The organism is Granulicella tundricola MP5ACTX9, from assembly GCF_000178975.2.
Taxonomy (GTDB): domain Bacteria; phylum Acidobacteriota; class Terriglobia; order Terriglobales; family Acidobacteriaceae; genus Edaphobacter; species Edaphobacter tundricola.
The window spans coordinates 1,314,780-1,330,271 of record NC_015064.1; the positions used below are offsets into that span (position 1 = coordinate 1,314,780).

Consider the following 15,492-nt stretch of genomic DNA (forward strand, 5'->3'; position numbering starts at 1 on the left):
GCGGTCGGCCATTCTATCGAGTCACAGTGACGTAGACCGGGATGTTCTGGCTGTTCTTTCCGTCGGTTGCGGTGATGACGAGAATGACGTTGCCGCTTGCGTTGGCTCCTGATCCTGCACACCCGGTCACGCTATACAGGCCGCATGTGGCTGCTGCGAGTAAGAGAAGGAGCATGAGCCTGCTCCGGTTTTGACGCCGCAGACCCAACATGGCGAGACCGGGCAGGCCAAAGATCGCGGCCAGGCGGATTCCCATGTCTCCAGGAAAGGGTGAGCCCAGGCGCGCTTGGTTGGCGGATGCAGTTACGGTGACCGCTGCAGTCTGCGGGATAGAGGTGGATGTTGAAAAGGTCAGCGACGCGGGGCTCATGCTGCAAGTCAGCGTCGCCGAAGGGCTGGCGCAGGAGAGGGTGATCGTTCCGCCGTACAGCGTGCCCGGTGTCAGGGTGAGCGTGCCGGTGGCGCTTCCACCGGCGGCAACGGTGAGCGAGGAGACCGACGAAGCGGCGAAGCCGGGAAGCAGTGACGACAAGGTGGTAAAGGTCAGAGGAGTACTGGCTGCGCCGGCGTTGAGCGTGTCGCCCGAGTACTGCGCCGTGATGCTATGGGTGCCGACAGCAAAGGCATTTGTACTGAAGGTTGCCGAGCCATTGGTCAAAGCCACGGCCGCACCGAGCGGTGAAGCTCCGTCCAGGAACGTCACCGTTCCAGTGGCAGAGCTTGCGCTGGACAAGGTTGCGGTGAAGGTTTCGTTCTGCCCCTGTGGCTCGCCAGCGACGGGGATTGCAGGGCTTACGGTAAGCGCGAGCGTTGGAAGTGTTTTTACGATCACCGTGGTTGCGAGGGAGGTGATGGTGCCGAAGTTGGTGTCTCCGGAGTAGGTAGCTGTGACGCTATCGCGGCCGGAGGGGAGAGCTGTTGTGGAGAGGGTTGCGATCCCTGCAGTCAACTGGACGGGTGATCCGAGAGCGGTACTTCCTGTGAAGAACTGGATGGTCCCACTCGGCGCACCTGCGGAGGAGGTCACGTTGGCCGTGAGCATGATGGACGCACCGGTGTTGGCCGTGGAGGGATTTGTTGTCAGTGCGACGGCGGCTGTCGCCTGGCTGACCGTTACAGTTATTCCGGCAGCGTTGGCGGAGGCGAATGAGCTGTCTCCGGAGTATGCGGCGGTGATGACATGCTTGCCCGCGGTCAGGGTTGGGAGCGCGTATTTTGCGATGCCACCGGAGACAGGGACGGGCGTGCCGGAGTTGACTCCGTCGATGAGGAACTGAACCGTGCCTGTCGGCGTGCCGGAGCTTGTGGCGATGGTGACGGTGGCAGAGTTGGCCGCGCCGTAGATCTGCGAGGCGTTGTCGATGGAGAGCATCACGTTGGCGGAGGCTTTCTGCACGGTGAGAACGACCGCTGTTGCAGAGGCGTTCGCGAAGGCTGGGTCACTGCTCGTGAAGGTGGCGGCGACGTTGTGGTTACCTGCTGTCAGGCCCGACACCGTCGTGGAAGCTGCTCCGTTGCTGACTGGCGAGGCTGGCAGCGCGTTGCCATCCACGGAGAAGACTACCGTCCCACTGGGCGTTCCATAGATGGAAGTGATGCTTGCGTTCAGCATGATCGTATCGCCGACAACCGGGGAAGCCGGGACGGAGCTTCCGAAGGTGAGTGCGACTGGAAAGGGCGCATTGTTGCCGGTCTGAATGATCTCCAGCGTGGGCGGCGTGGCAAGAGCTGCGTTGGCCGCGTTGCCGGCCAGGGTCGCCGTGTTGGTGAAGTTGTTGCGGGAAGACGGGGTGAAGGTGGAGGTGAACTGGCAGGTGCTTCCCGTCGTGACGACGATAGCTGCAGCCGTTCCACTGCAGCCGTTTGAAGTGCTGAAGGCAAGCGCGAAGTTGGTCTGATCCGGGCTGGTCAGTGCGAGGTTCGCGATTGCGTTTCCAGTGGAGAGAAGTGAGACTGTGGCGGGTGCCGCGGCTGTGCCGTTGAAGGTTGTGGTTGCCTGGGTTCTCAGGAGCTCAAGAAGTTGGTTGGTCGCGGATGCGGTGTAGAGGTTGCCGGCGCCATCCATTGCAAGTGCATTGGCAGGAAGGCCAGTGGCAACGGCGAAGGGAGCGCTTGCGGTGTTCGCGGGGATGGCGAGCAGTTGGTTGGAGGAGCTGTCGGCGATGATCAGATTTCCGGCAGCATCGATTGCTAACGCGCGAGGGGCGGTGGCGGCGGTTGTGACGGTGGAACTGGCGAGCGTCTGTCCGTCAATCCGATAGACCGCTCCGGCGCTGCTATCGGCAACGAAGACGTTGGAGTTTGAATCGACTGCCAGGGCACCCGGTGCGGTCAGGCCCGCAGTGACGAGCGTTCGTGCAGCAACTCCGTTGACCCCGATCTCCGTTAGCGTTTTTGCTCCGGCATCCGCGACGTACAGGTTGTCCAGGGCATCGACGGCGAGGCCACGTGGAGCGGAGAAGGAGGTGCTGAGCGTCCTGGAGGTTCCGTTCGGAGATAGGACCGTGATGAAACCGGTCGTGGCATCGGCGACGTATACGTTGCCCATGGAGTCCGTTGCGAGTGCGGCGGGATTCATGAAGGACTGCACGGTCTTGCCGACTGCCGCGGAACCCTGCGACGCAGAGCCCGCTGCATACTCCAAAACGGTCTCGCTGCCGGAGTCTGCGACGAAGACGTTCCCACTGTTGTCGATCGCAATGGCATTCGGCGTTACATTCGTACCGAAGCTAAGTTGAGTAGCGGGATCGAGCGTCGCTCCTGCTCCGACTCCATTGCCGGAGAGGCCCAGGGTTCCTGGGTTGCCCAAGCTGGTGGCGACGCCGAGGCTGCTGGTACGAAGTCCGGCGACCTTTGGAGTGAACGTGACGCTGTAGGTGCAGTCTGTGGTGGTGTCGGTCTTGTTGGCGATGCAGTTGCCAGTGGAGAGGGCGAACTCTGAAGAACTGACGGCCAGCGTCGCCGGGGTATCGCCGGGCAGGAAGTGGAACTTCACTGTCTGCGCGATGGCCGCGCCGACAGGACCGCCTGGGAAGCGGAGGTTGTTTAAGACCTTCCGAATGCGGAGATTGGTGGAGTCTGAGACGTAGAGATTGCCCTTCCCGTCCAGCCCGATGCCGAAGCCATTGCCGCCATTTGAACCGACGATCCCTTGAGTAGCGACGCAGCCATCGCCGATCGCAGAACCGGTGCATGTGAAAGCCGTACCCCCACCTACGAGAAGGCTGGTGTAACCCGTGCGTCCATCTTCAAACCAGACGACGTTGTTGCCGGAGTCTGCGATGTAGAGGTTGCCGTTGGGGTCAAGCGAAATCTTCTGCGGGCTCATGTTGACTGTGGTTCCGAGCCCCGGCGTGAGCGAGGGATTGGAACTCGAGGCAGTGCCGGCGATGGTGTAGATGTTGCCGTTGGCCGGTGCGCTTACGCCCAGCTTGACCAGCAGTGCTGAGAGGCCGCTGCCGCTGCTGCAGGCTACGCAGACGACCCGTACATGCGAGCTCTCGGAGATGTAAAGGTTGCCGCTGGTATCCACCGCGACTCCCTGCGGGTTGGAGATCGTTGCGATGGTTGCAAGGCCGCCATCACCCGTGGAGCTTGTTACGCCGGTGCCTGCGACTGTCTGGATGTTGCCCGCGCCGGGAAGGCCGGAGGCCGGGTTGAGGACCTCACGGATACGGTTGTCTCCGGAGTCCGCAATGTAGATGTTGCCTGCGGCATCGGTCGCAGCGGCTCGGGGGCCTTTGAGGAGCGCACTCACGGCGGGTCCACCATCACCTGCGGGGTCGGTGGTGTTCGTCGGTCCGCTGCCGGTGCCTGCGACCAGATACATCTTTCCGTCGCTGAGACCCACCATCTGAACCTTGTTATCGCCATACCCTGCGATGAAGAGGTCGCCTTGCGGATCGCTGTAGATGCCGCGCGGCTTGCCGGTCAGTTTGACCAGCGTCGGGGTGCATCCGGTGGTGGATGTGGGAACGCAGGCCGTTCCGGTTACATATCCTGCGAAGTTGGTGACGATACCGTTGATTCCGACGCGGCGAACCAGGGCGGCATTCGCATCCGTGAAGTACACGTTGCCGAAGGGGTCTGCGGCAACACTGCGGAGGTCTGCAGCCGTGCCGGTGCCTGTGATCATCACGGCCGTGGCTGCGCAGCCATCACCAAAGGTGTCAGTGTGTCCAATGCAAGTTGCGTTTGAGGTTGTGGTGCCACCGCCGGCGATCGTTGTCAGGGTGTAGGGCAGTGCGATGGGTGCTGTTGCTGCGGGGATGGGTGGTGCAGCCTGCACGCTGATCTGGATGGAGTTCGTGGACGCGGAGCCGCCGTAGTTGCCGGTCGCGGTATAGGTGGCGACGATGCTGTCCGTCCCTTCCGGCAATAAGGCGCTGTAAGTCGCGACACCGTTTGCCAGGGTCGCTGTTCCAAGCGTCGTGGCATGAGTCACCGTGGTGCTGGTGTAGGTAAACGTGACGGTCCCTGCCGGCATCCCCGCAGCGGAGCTTACGGTGGCTGTGAGGGTCACGGGCACGCCGACTGTTGTGGAAGTGGTGGAGCTTTGCAGGGTGGTTGTGGTCGCGGCGCCTGCCAGTGTGACGTTGCTCGCGGTGGAGATGGAACCCGCGTTGGCGACATCACCGTTGTAGACGGCGGAGATGGTGTAGCTGCCGATCGGCAGATTGAAGGAGTACGAAGCGCCGGTGCCGGACAGCGGTACGGTCGCGTAGACGGCACCATTGAGCAGGAAACCCAGTGATCCCGTTGGATTCGCTCCGGTGACGTTCGCCGTGACCGTAAACGGAGTGCCATAGGTGGTTGAGGCTGGCACGCCACTGATCGATGTCGCGGTCGCGGGAAGCGCGCCGCCGCTTACCGTGGCGGTGAAGGTGCCGATTCCCGTGATGGCGGAGTAAACGGCGTTGCCGCTATAGCTCGCGGTATAGGAGTGCGTACCGGCGGGCGCGTTGGTGATGGGAATGAAGGTCGTATCGCCTGCACCGGTGAGGGTTGCGGTAAAGCTGCGATTGGCCTCGTCGGTTACGGTCAGGGTTCCTGTCGGATAGGGGTAGCCGGTGGCTGCAATCGCGGGGGTAAGGATTACCACTGCGGTCGGAAATTGGCCCGTCGTGACGGCCTGGCTCACGCCTGAAGGGCCGGTGATCTCAGACGCAAGGAAGATGAAGTTGCATGCGGGCGGCACCAGCGAGGAGGCGGTCCGCGCATCCGTGATGGTATTGCCGTTGCTGCCGTTATAGGGCAAGAGCAGCGAAGCCAGATTGGTAGAGACCTGCCCTGGCCCAAGCGTAATCTGTGCATTCGATGGAGCGATCAGGTTTGCGGACGCGGCGGTATCGATCGTCACGTTGTCCAGCGTGACGCCGAGGGGATTGATGGTGCCGTTGTTGCTCGCTCCAAGGAAGGTGAAGGAGCCTGTGGGCACTGGTCCTTGATTGGAGAAGCGCAGGTTCTGTAGCAGGATGTTCTTGAAGTTCGGGGTCAATGTGCCGGCGTTGGTGTTGTAGATCGGCGTGAACTGCATCTGCGTTCCATGATTCGCAAAGCAGGAGTTCGAGTACTGCACGTTCTGAACCACGTTCCCGCGATCGTTGGCAGACTTGATCCGAATTCCGGTGGAGTTGCTGCCATCCACATCCGCGTCTCCGTAGAGCAGGTTGTCGTCGAAGAGGATGTTGTTGACGCCACCGGTCGTGTAGCTCCCGATCGATTCACCATGCCCAGCGAAGAAGTGGTTATGAATGATGGACATGTTCTGGGTCAAGGCACTCGGAGCGCCCACGGCGACGTTGTCGTCGCCGTCCGAGATCCAACTGTTGCGGATCGTCACATTGCTTGAATTGCCTGGGTCGATCCCGTCCGTGTTGTGCGCGCTGTACGGCGTCACGATCTTGATTCCCCAGACGGTCAGGCCGTTGGCCGTGTTGATCGCGATATGAAAGTTGGGTGGATTGCGAAAAGTAAACTTGTACAGCGACACATTGTTGGAGCTTGTGATCTGGATGCCGCGTGGATTCTGCTGGCTGCCGTTGTAGGTTGTGGCGTCGTTTGCGATATCCCACCACGTCTTGCCGGCAGTGCTTCCCTGATAGCCGGGCGTTGCAAAGCTGTTCAGCACAACGTCTCCGCCGCGAGCGTTCATCTTGCCGAAGCCCATGATGCCCGCGCCGTCCGCCTTCGTAATGCTGATGAGGTTCTTGCAGCTTGCGGTGTTGCTGGCACCGCTGACGGTACCGCACGTATGCGTGCCTGGAGTGGTGTCATAGTCCTGCGCGTTGCGAGAGAAGTACAAGGTAACGCCGGGGTCGAGCAGCAGGATGACGCCAGCCGGAATGGAGATTGGCCCGGTGAGGAAGGCGTTGTTACCTGCACCATCCTGCGTCAGTTCCACAGCCTTCCCCGTCCCGGTGCATGCCGTGAGTGCAGCCTGCAGACGGGCTTGATCGAGATTGGTCGAGCCTGCCTCGACTGAAGCGGGCACGTCATCGTTTGCATCATGGAAGGAAGCCTGAAGTGCTTGGCATGCTGCCGGGATTACCGGTTCGGTCACGGTCCGGGTATCGCCGGTGGCGACTGCCGGAGCCTGCGCCCCTGCGAAGGTGGACTGCAGCAAAGGCAGGAAGAGGGCAACGAGCGAAGCGGCAGCAAATCGGCGGGAAACAGTCATACAGGAACTCCTCAGCGCATGCGTCGACAGCAGGAGGCCGTTCGGCCTCATTGGCGGTCAGTGGTACAACCAAAATGTCGGGAACAGATGCGCAGAGAAATCTAACCATCGCAGATGGAACTGTCAAATCCAACTTTTCATGGGTGCTGAGGTGCTGAAGTTTGCGCAGGAAAAGGGGGGTGCCCGCTCAGGACGGGAAGTTGTCAGACCAATCAGAGTCGTTGACTTGCTGCTCGACGCAGGGCGCGCACCAGAGAACGAAGGTGAGGGAGGCAAATCTGCATGCGGTCAGCTTGAGTGGTCAAGGCTGAAGTGGGCCGATTAGCGCGGCACTCCCTGAGAGGAGTAAGCCTGGACGGCCTCAACCTTAGGGAAGTCAATCGATGCGGTTGGGATGGGGTTAATACCCGGCGATTCGACTCCTCATGAAGCTGAGGAGGAGGTTTGGTGGAGTTGAGCGGGATCGAACCGCTGACCTCCTCGTTGCGAACGAGGCGCTCTCCCAACTGAGCTACAACCCCACACCAAGGCTCAAAGCCGGGCTTGCCGACTGAACCAAGACGAGTGTATCAGCACGGCGCGGCAAAGCTCAACCTGCCTAACCTGTTCGACCGGTGACGTCCGTGCCGGCGGCGAGCGGTTTTTCGACGACATGCCAGGTGACTCCGTCGTCGTCGGTGATAACGGAGGTGACGGGGATCTCGAGGCGGGTGCCGGAGCGGGTGACCGCCTCAAGTATCCCGGTTGAGCCGGGGAGGAACTCGGTGTGATCGAGCGACATGAGCCAGGTGCCTACGAGGCCGGTGCGGGATTCGAGACGGATGTCTGTGACGACGGAGTTGAAGGTCATTTGTACAGTGCCTTCTGAAAAGCTTCCATTTCTGATTTGCTGCCGACCATGAAGGGGGTGCGCTGGTGGATGCCCTCGGGTTTGATCTCGAGGATGCGTCCGGAACCGCTGGAGGCCAGGCCGCCGGCCTGCTCGGCGATGAAGGCGAGGGGGTTGGCCTCGTAGAGGAGGCGGAGCTTGCCGCCGGGCTGCTTTTTGGTGGGGGGATAGAGGAAGACGCCGCCCTTGAGGAGGGTGCGGTGGAAGTCGGCGACGAGGCTGCCGATATAACGGGAGCTATAGCCGGTGGTGCGGAGGCTGGTCACGTAAGCCTCGTAGCCTTCGGGCCAGGTCCCGGCGTTGGCCTCGTTGACGCTGTAGTAGGGGCCCTTGTCGGGCATCTTCATGTGCTCGGCGGTGAGAACGAAGGCACCGATGGTGGGGTCCAGGGTGAAGGCGTGGACACCATGGCCCGTGGTGTAGACCAACACAGTTGAAGGCCCGTAGACGACGTAGCCGGCGGCGACCTGCTTGGTGCCGGGCTGGAGGATGGACTCGGCGAGGGTGCCTTCTGCGGCGGGGAGGCGCTGGTGGACGCTGAAGATGGTGCCTACGTTGACGTTGACGTCGATGTTAGAGCTGCCGTCGAGGGGGTCGAAGACAATGATGTACTTGCCCTTCTCGATGGTGCGGTCGAAGGTGACGGGGGCTTCGTCCTCCTCGCTGACGAGGGCGGCGACGGAGCCGCGTGCGCCGAGCGAGTCCATGAGGGCCTCGTTGGCGTAGACGTCGAGCTTCTGCTGCTGCTCGCCCTGGACGTTCTCGGCGCCGAAGGCACCGTAGACGTCGGTAAGGCCGGCGGAGCGGATCTTGGCTTCGATCATCTTGGTGGCGAGGGTGAGTCCGCCCATGAGCCAGCCGAGGGTTACGCCTTCTTCCGAGAACTCTTCATGCTGCTTTGCGATGTGCTGCTGCACGGTCGTGATCTTTGCCATCTGGGTGCGATTCCTCGTTTGTCGATGATACCGGGTTAGCAGCCTACCTTGCGGCGGGGGCCGATGAGCTTGAGCATCTTTCCGACCGGGGCGGCGGAAGACTGGGTGGCGGTAGGGACCCAGGGCTGGCAGGCGGGGCACCAGTAGGTGGAGCGTGCCTGCTCGCCCTGCTTGCGCATCTGGACGAGGGCACCGCAGCGGCGGCACTCCTGGCCCTGGCGGCCGTAGACCCAGAGACGGTCCTCGCGGTTGCCGGAGTTGGTGGTGCGGCGGTTGCCGGAGTAGGTGACGATGCCGTCGCCTGCACCGTCGAGGACGTTGACCTTGAGCCACTTGTGGGAGCGATCGACCATGATGTCCATCTCCTGGTCGGTGATGGTGGACATAGCTCGGAAGGGGTTGACTCCGGCGGCGAAGGCGACCTCGCTCTTGTACACGTTGCCCAGGCCGGCGAGGACGCGCTGGTTGAGGAGGACTACGGCTATCTCCGCGTCCGGGTGTTGCTGGCCGTATTCGCGCAGGCGGGCTACGCCTTGCTCGACCGTGAAGCCTTCCGCCAGGACGTCTGGGCCTAGTTTGGGAACCTGGCTGGAGCGTTCGAGCGAGCGGGCCGTGTGGAACTCGGCTATTGGGACGTTGAAGGCTACTGCTTGCCAGCCTTCTGTGGAGAGGGCTACGCGCATGCGGTTGCGGCCCATCCACCACTTCTCGCCGGTGCGGTAGAGGTGCCAGGAGCCGCTCATGAGCATGTGGGTGACGAGGATGAGGTCGCCTGAGAAGTGGATGAGGAGCCACTTGCCGCGGGATTCGACCTTGTCTACTGTGCGACCGACGAGGGGTTTGTCGTCGTTGACGCTGGCGAGGGTGGCGAGGCCGGTGTCGAAGGCGGTGATGATCTGGCCTTCAAGGGCTTTGCCGAGGGCTCGGGCGGAACGGTAGATTGTGTCGCCTTCTGGCATGGACCCTCCCCCCGGTTTGATGCAAAGTCTTCAGACGATGCGAGTTAGGTATGGACTACTGGGGTGGAGGGGGCTCCTGCTGTTGTTGCTGGTTGCCTGCGCCGAAGAGGCGTTTGAAGAAGTTCTTCTTCTTGGGTGGCGGCGGGGCGTAGGGATCGTTTGGATTGGCGGGGCTGGTCGGTTGAGGCTCGGGCTGGCCGGGCTGGACAGGGGTGGTGGTGCCGTTGAGGAGGTCGACGATGGACTGGTGGGAGTCTGACATGCGGGAGCAGCTTCCGGCGGGGATGGTGCTGTCCAGGAACGCGACGGTGTAGGCGGCGGGGCAGCTTGAGTCGGCGGGGAGGCCGGAGGCGCGGTCAATGCCGATGTTGGTGACGCCTTCCGGCTTGGTGAACTCGTGGACGTCCGAGTACTGGGGGAGACGGATTGCGCGGTTCATGAACTCGGCCCAGATGGGTGCGGCGGCGAGTGCGCCCTGGAGCTTGACGTCGGTGTAGTCGTCGTTGCCGACCCAGATGATGCAGATGAGGTTGGAGGTGTAGCCGGCGAACCATGCGTCGTGGGAGGTTCCGGTTTTGCCTGCGGCGGGGGAGTTGAAGCCGTACTTGTGGACGGTGGCGGCGGTGCCGCGCGCCATGACGCCCTGCATAAGGGACTGGGTGAGGTAGGCGACGCGGGCGTCGAGGACCTGGCTGGCGACAGGGGCGAAGTCCGCGACGATGTCCCCGGAGTTGTTGCGCACGCTGGCGAGGGTCCAGGGGGTGAGGTGGACGCCGTTGTTGGCGAAGACGGTGTAGGCGCCCGCCATGTCGATGGGGGTTGCGCTATAGGTGCCGATGGCGACCGATGGGGTGGCCTTGGCGGAGGCGATGCCGGAGGAGCGGGCCAAGGCGGCTACGTTTTCATAGCCCACCTTGTGAGCCAGGGCGATGGTGGCGATGTTGAGCGAGTGGGCGAGGGCGTCGGCGGCGGTAACCATGCCGGGGTACTCGCCTTTTTCAAAGTTGCCGGGGACGTAGGACTGGCCGTTGAGGCCGAAGTCCTGGGGGTCGTCGTTGATGCGGGTGACGGCGGTGAAGGGGCCGTTGCCGTCCAGCGAGGTGCCGGAGAGGGAGGTATTGAAGGCGGTGGCGTAGACGAACGGCTTGAAGATGGAGCCGGTGGGCCGCATGGAGGTGGCGTGGTCAAGCTGGGAGGTGCCGTAGTTGCGACCGCCGACCATGGCGAGGATCTGGCCGGTGTGGGGGTCGAGTGCGACGAGGGCAACCTGGGGATAGGTTCCGCCGCCGCGCTTGCTGACCATAGCGTCCACGTTGCGCATGCCGGCTTCGACGGCGTCGGAGGCGGCGCGCTGGAGGTCGGGGTCGAGCGAGGTGTAGATGCGGAGGGACTGTGCGCCGAGGTTATCGCCGAGGCGCTGGACGAGCTGCTCGTGGACGAGATCGACGAAGTACGGGGCTTCACTGGCGTCGACGTTGGCGGGGGCGAGGTGGAGGCCTTCGGCTTTGGCGGCTTCGGCTTCGTCCTGGGTGAGAGCACCGGTTTTGACCATGGAGTCCAGGACGACGTTGCGGCGCTCCATGACGCGGTCCGGGTGGCGGTAGGGGTTGAGGCGGTTTGGCGACTGGATGGTGCCGGCCAGGAGGGCGTACTGGGCGGTATCGAGGCGGGAGAGATCCTTGCCGAAGAAGGCCTGCGCGGCCTCGCCGAAGCCGTTGATGGCGAAGCTGCCGCGCTGACCGAGGTTGATCTGGTTGGCGTACATCTCAAAGATCTGTTGCTTGGAGAAGCGATTCTCAAGCTGGAAGGTGATCATGATCTCGCGGAGCTTGCGGGAGTATTTCTTCTCCGGGGTGAGGAAGAAGCCGCGCGAGAGCTGCATCGTGAGGGTGGAGCCGCCGCATTCTTTGGCGTGCGAGGTGAAGTCCTGGATGGCGCACTCCGCCATGCGGAAGTAGTTGACGCCGCCGTGCTCAAAGAAGCGGCGATCCTCGATGGCGGTGACGGCCTGGATGAGGCGCGGGGGAATCTCGTCAAAGGTGACGAGGCGGCGCTTGGTGCGGTTCTTATCCTCGGAGAGGGCGGTGATGAGGAGGGGTTCGAGCTGGTAGGCGCGGAGGGTTGCGCCGTTTTCGGCGGTGATGGACGTGACTTCGCCGCCGGAGGTGGTGATGGTGGCTCCGTCGGGGGAGTGGTAGGACTGGGGGCCGGGCTTGATGAAGATGGAGCTGCCGCGGAGGTCGTAGGTGCCGAGCTGCTGATTGACGTTATAGCCGGCGGCGCGGAGGTCGTAAGCGATGTTTTCCGCGGAGAGATGCTGACCGGGGCGGATCTCCTTGGGTGCGGCGTAGATCTGGGCGACGGAGGCGAAGAGCGGGCCGGCGGCCAGGCGCTCGTCCACGATGCGCTGGTAGTCGTGGTAGTAGTAGGCGAAGACGGCGATCCCGATAAGGACGACGAAGAGGACGACAACGACCAGAAAGCGGAAGATGTGGGAGAAGAAGCCGATCTTGGGGGCGTTGGGACCGATCTTGAGTTTTACGGGCATAGTTTGCTGGGTACCAGTGACGCTTTCCGTTGGACGCTCTTTTGTGGGCTACGTAGTGCGGCAGCCATCCCTGCCTTTACGCATAGTTTGCCCTATTCCAAGGATATCTGAATGAGGGGGAGTGAATATGCCAACTATTTTTTTGGGGTAAGTGGTTGATGGGGTGTGGGTTGCGGGATTTTTTCGGAGGGTGGGGGCTTGACATGCGGATTTGCTGCTGTTTTGAGGGAATTATTTTTGGGGGTCTTTTGGGATTGGTCGCTGGGGGTGAGTGTAAGGACAAAGATCACGGGGATAAGGTGGGATAAGAGCGATCAAGGCGGATTGTTTTGGGGAGGGAGAGGGCCATGGGGATAGCGTTGACGGTTGCTAGAAGCAAGGGCAACAGCAACGGCCAATACGGAGGTTCTGAGCTTCGCTCAGAATGACGACTGAAACTAACAAGAGCAAGATCAACGGCAAAAGCAAGTGCAACGGCGAAAGCAGTTACGGAGATTCTTCCCCTTACAGGGGCAGAATGACGATTGTGGTGGATGGGACTCTGAGCCGGGGGATAGAGCCGTGGAAACCCATGTCCCCGAGGCGGGACATGGGGCACCCATCGTTCATTTGCCTAAGAGGTTGCGGAGGGTTTGGACTGCGGCTTCGACTGGGATGTCGAGGGTTTGGTTTTGGAGGCGGTCCAGGAGCTCTACCTGGCCTTCGGAGAGCTTTTTGCCTACGGCGATGCGGTAGGGGACTCCGGTGAGGTCGGCGTCTTTGAATTTGACTCCGGCTCGTTCGTCGCGGTCGTCTAGAAGGACATCAAGGCCTGCGGCTGCGAGGTCGGCGGCGATCTTTTCGCCGGCTTCTACGAGCGCGGGCTCCTTGATGTTGGTGACCGTGACGATGACCTGGAAGGGTGCGATCGAGGCGGGTAGGGCGTAGGCTTCGCCGCCATTTTTGGCGGCGCTGGTTTCTATGGCGGCGGTGAGGATGCGCTCTACGCCGATGCCGTAGCTGCCCATGATGGGGGTGACTTCCTTGCCGTCGCGGTTGAGGACGGTGGCTCCCATGGACTTCGAGTACTTGTAGCCGAGCTTGAAGATGTGGCCGATCTCGACGGCTTTGCCGAGGCGCAGGGGCAGGTTGCCGATGGGGTCGAGTTCGCCTTCGAGGATGTTGCGGAGGTCGGCTGTAAGGGTGGGGGTGAAGTCGCGGCCGGGGGTGATGTTGCGGAAGTGATAGTCGAGCTTGTTGGCTCCGCCGACGAGGTTGGCGCGGCCTTCGAGACCCTTGTCCATGACGACGATGGTCTTGAGACCTTCGGAGGCGTTCTCGCGGGAGACGCCCTTGAGCTTATCGAGAGGCTTGCCGGAGTTGAGGCCGTTGAGGGAGCCGTGGGTCATGACCTCCGCGATGCCGACGGGGCCGAGGAAGCCGGCGGGGCCGCCGATGAAGAGCTGCAGCTCTTCGGGGAGCATGGGGCGGAGCTCGGTGGTGCCTGCCAGGGCGTTGAGCTTGGTCTCGTTGACGAAGTGGTCTCCGCGGAGGAAGGCGACGACGGGGCGGAGGGGCTCTGTGGTGCCGGGCTGGGCGGTGCGGGTGCCCATGAAGGCGACGCACTTGATGTCCTGCGAGGCGTGGATGCCGAAGAAGGCGGTGACGTCGGAGATGGCTCCGAGGCCGGGGGTGAGGACGAGTTCGGGGAGACCGTCGCCGGTGGGTTCCAGATCGATGACGGGTGTGAGGGCGCTGGTGGCCTTCTCCAGGTTGGCTGCGTAGCCGCTGGTTGAGCTGGCGATGAGGTCTTCGCCGGCGTCGGTGTAGACCATAAACTCCTGCGACTGGGAGCCGCCCATGGCTCCGGAGTCGGCTTCCACGGCGACGTACTCCAAGCCGCAGCGGTCGAAGATGCGGCGGTAGGCTGCGTCGTGGAGGTTGTAGGAGAGGTCGAGGCCGGCCTCGTCGATATCGAAGGAGTAGCTGTCCTTCATGATGAACTGGCGGACGCGCAGGAGGCCAGATTTGGGGCGGGGTTCGTCGCGAAACTTGGTCTGGATCTGGTACCAGATCTGGGGGAGCTGCTTGTAGGAGCGGAGCTCGGAGCGGGCGATGGTGGTCATGACCTCTTCATGGGTCATGCCGAGGCAGAGCTCTGCTCCCTTGCGGTCTTTGAGGCGGAACATGTTGTCGCCCATGCCGGTCCAGCGGCCGGACTCTTCCCAGACCTCGCGCGGATGGATGGTGGGGAGGAGGAACTCCTGGCCGATGGTGTCCATCTCCTGGCGGATGATGGCGACGATCTTGTTGACCGAACGCTGGCCGAGGAAGAGGTAGGAGTAGATGCCGGCGCCGAGCTGGCGGACGTAGCCGGCGCGGAGCAGGAGCTTGTGGCTTGCGACTTCGGCGTCGGAGGGAGCTTCACGGAGGGTGGGAATGAAGAGTTTGGACCAGCGGTGCATGGCGTTCGAATAACCTTCCGGCTGCGCGTTGGGTGGCGTCAGCGATGTGAGTCCATTCTACCGGCACGAAGCGACAGGCCGATTGGATGTGTGGTGTATCCGGCTGGTAAACGAGGGATGAACGGGTCTGTTTGCCACGCGACAGACTCTTTTGGTTACAAACGATACTTTTGCAACATCAGCCTCGCCAGCAAGTTGAAGCGATTGATACCTGCGTAGCCGCTTTGATGGGTGCGCTCGAAAGAAGCCGATCCTTTGCAGGTTGAAAGCGCGATGATGAACAATCCGGGGCGGCCACGCAATTTGATTCTTGCGCGTATGCCGGAGGAACAGTTCGCCGCAATCGCCCGCTCGTTGGTTCCATGTGATATGCCTTCGGGGATGAAGCTGGCGGAGCCAAACCAGCCGGTGAAGCACATTTATTTCCCCGTCAGTGGTCTGATCTCGATCGATGCGCTGACCGCGAAGGGCGAGTCGGTTGAGGTTGGGGTCGTGGGGCGCGAAGGCTTCTCCGGGATGAGTGGTTTGCTGGGCGAGCCGCAGATGGCGCACTCGGTGATCATCCAGGGGGCCGGTGCGGGGCTCAGGATCCGGACGCAGATTCTGCGGGACGAGTTTCTGAAGGGCGGGGTCTTCGCCGATCTGGTGCATCAGTTTCTCTACCTTCAGTTTGTGCAGACTTCGCAGTCGGCGCTGTGTAATCGGCTGCATCCGGTGGATGCGCGGATGGCTCGGTGGATGCTGACGGCAAGCGACCGGATTGAATCGAGCACACTGAACCTGACGCAGGAGTTTCTGGCGCAGATGCTGGGCTCTCGGCGGTCTACGGTGACGGTGGCGGCGGGAGAGTTGCAGCGGCAGGGGCTGATCGATTACACGCGGGGGCGGATCAAGATTCTGGATCGCGCGGGGATGGAATCGGTAGCGTGCGAGTGCTACCAGATTGTGCGGTCGGCGTATGTGCGGGTGCTGGGCGCCTACTAGGGTTCGCGTGAGGCTTGCGGTTGATACAATCGTGGTTTGCGCCGGTTGTTTTGT

At 62.2% G+C, this 15,492-nt stretch carries 7 protein-coding genes and 1 tRNA gene; 1 reads left to right on the top strand and 7 read right to left on the bottom strand.

The window, feature by feature from the left end:
• Positions 1–13: 13 nt before the first annotated feature.
• The 7 genes from ACIX9_RS05635 to ACIX9_RS05665 all read right to left on the bottom strand — a co-directional run bounded on the left by ACIX9_RS05635 (position 14) and on the right by ACIX9_RS05665 (position 14,454).
• Entirely contained in the window at positions 14–6,679 is a 6,666-nt protein-coding gene (locus ACIX9_RS05635; RefSeq protein ID WP_013579512.1) for an Ig-like domain repeat protein, read from the bottom strand.
• A 445-nt stretch (positions 6,680–7,124) separates the two neighbouring features.
• Positions 7,125–7,200 (bottom strand) — tRNA-Ala (locus ACIX9_RS05640).
• A gap of 77 nt (positions 7,201–7,277) precedes the next feature.
• Complete coding sequence (locus ACIX9_RS05645) at positions 7,278–7,529, bottom strand: alanyl-tRNA editing protein (RefSeq protein WP_013579513.1); 252 nt, start codon at positions 7,527–7,529, stop codon at positions 7,278–7,280.
• A complete protein-coding gene (gene fbp / locus ACIX9_RS05650; RefSeq protein WP_013579514.1) occupies positions 7,526–8,503 on the bottom strand; it encodes a class 1 fructose-bisphosphatase in 978 nt (325 codons plus the stop codon). Before fbp ends, ACIX9_RS05645 begins: the two co-directional genes overlap by 4 nt.
• Positions 8,504–8,538: 35 nt before the next feature.
• Positions 8,539–9,462 carry an Fpg/Nei family DNA glycosylase gene (locus tag ACIX9_RS05655; protein ID WP_013579515.1) on the bottom strand — a complete coding sequence of 308 codons (924 nt, stop codon included), beginning with the start codon at positions 9,460–9,462 and terminating at the stop codon, positions 8,539–8,541.
• A 55-nt stretch (positions 9,463–9,517) separates the two neighbouring features.
• The gene (locus ACIX9_RS05660) at positions 9,518–12,010 is read right to left on the bottom strand and encodes a transglycosylase domain-containing protein (RefSeq protein WP_013579516.1); all 2,493 of its coding nucleotides are present in this window, start codon (positions 12,008–12,010) and stop codon (positions 9,518–9,520) included.
• 605 nt (positions 12,011–12,615) lie between these two features.
• Positions 12,616–14,454 (bottom strand): proline--tRNA ligase, encoded by a 1,839-nt coding sequence (locus tag ACIX9_RS05665; protein ID WP_013579517.1) that lies wholly within the window; start codon positions 14,452–14,454, stop codon positions 12,616–12,618.
• A 231-nt stretch (positions 14,455–14,685) separates the two neighbouring features.
• Here ACIX9_RS05665 and ACIX9_RS05670 point away from each other — a divergent pair, with 231 nt between their 5' ends.
• Entirely contained in the window at positions 14,686–15,438 is a 753-nt protein-coding gene (locus ACIX9_RS05670) for a Crp/Fnr family transcriptional regulator (protein ID WP_232298797.1), read from the top strand.
• The last annotated feature ends 54 nt before the right edge of the window (positions 15,439–15,492 follow it).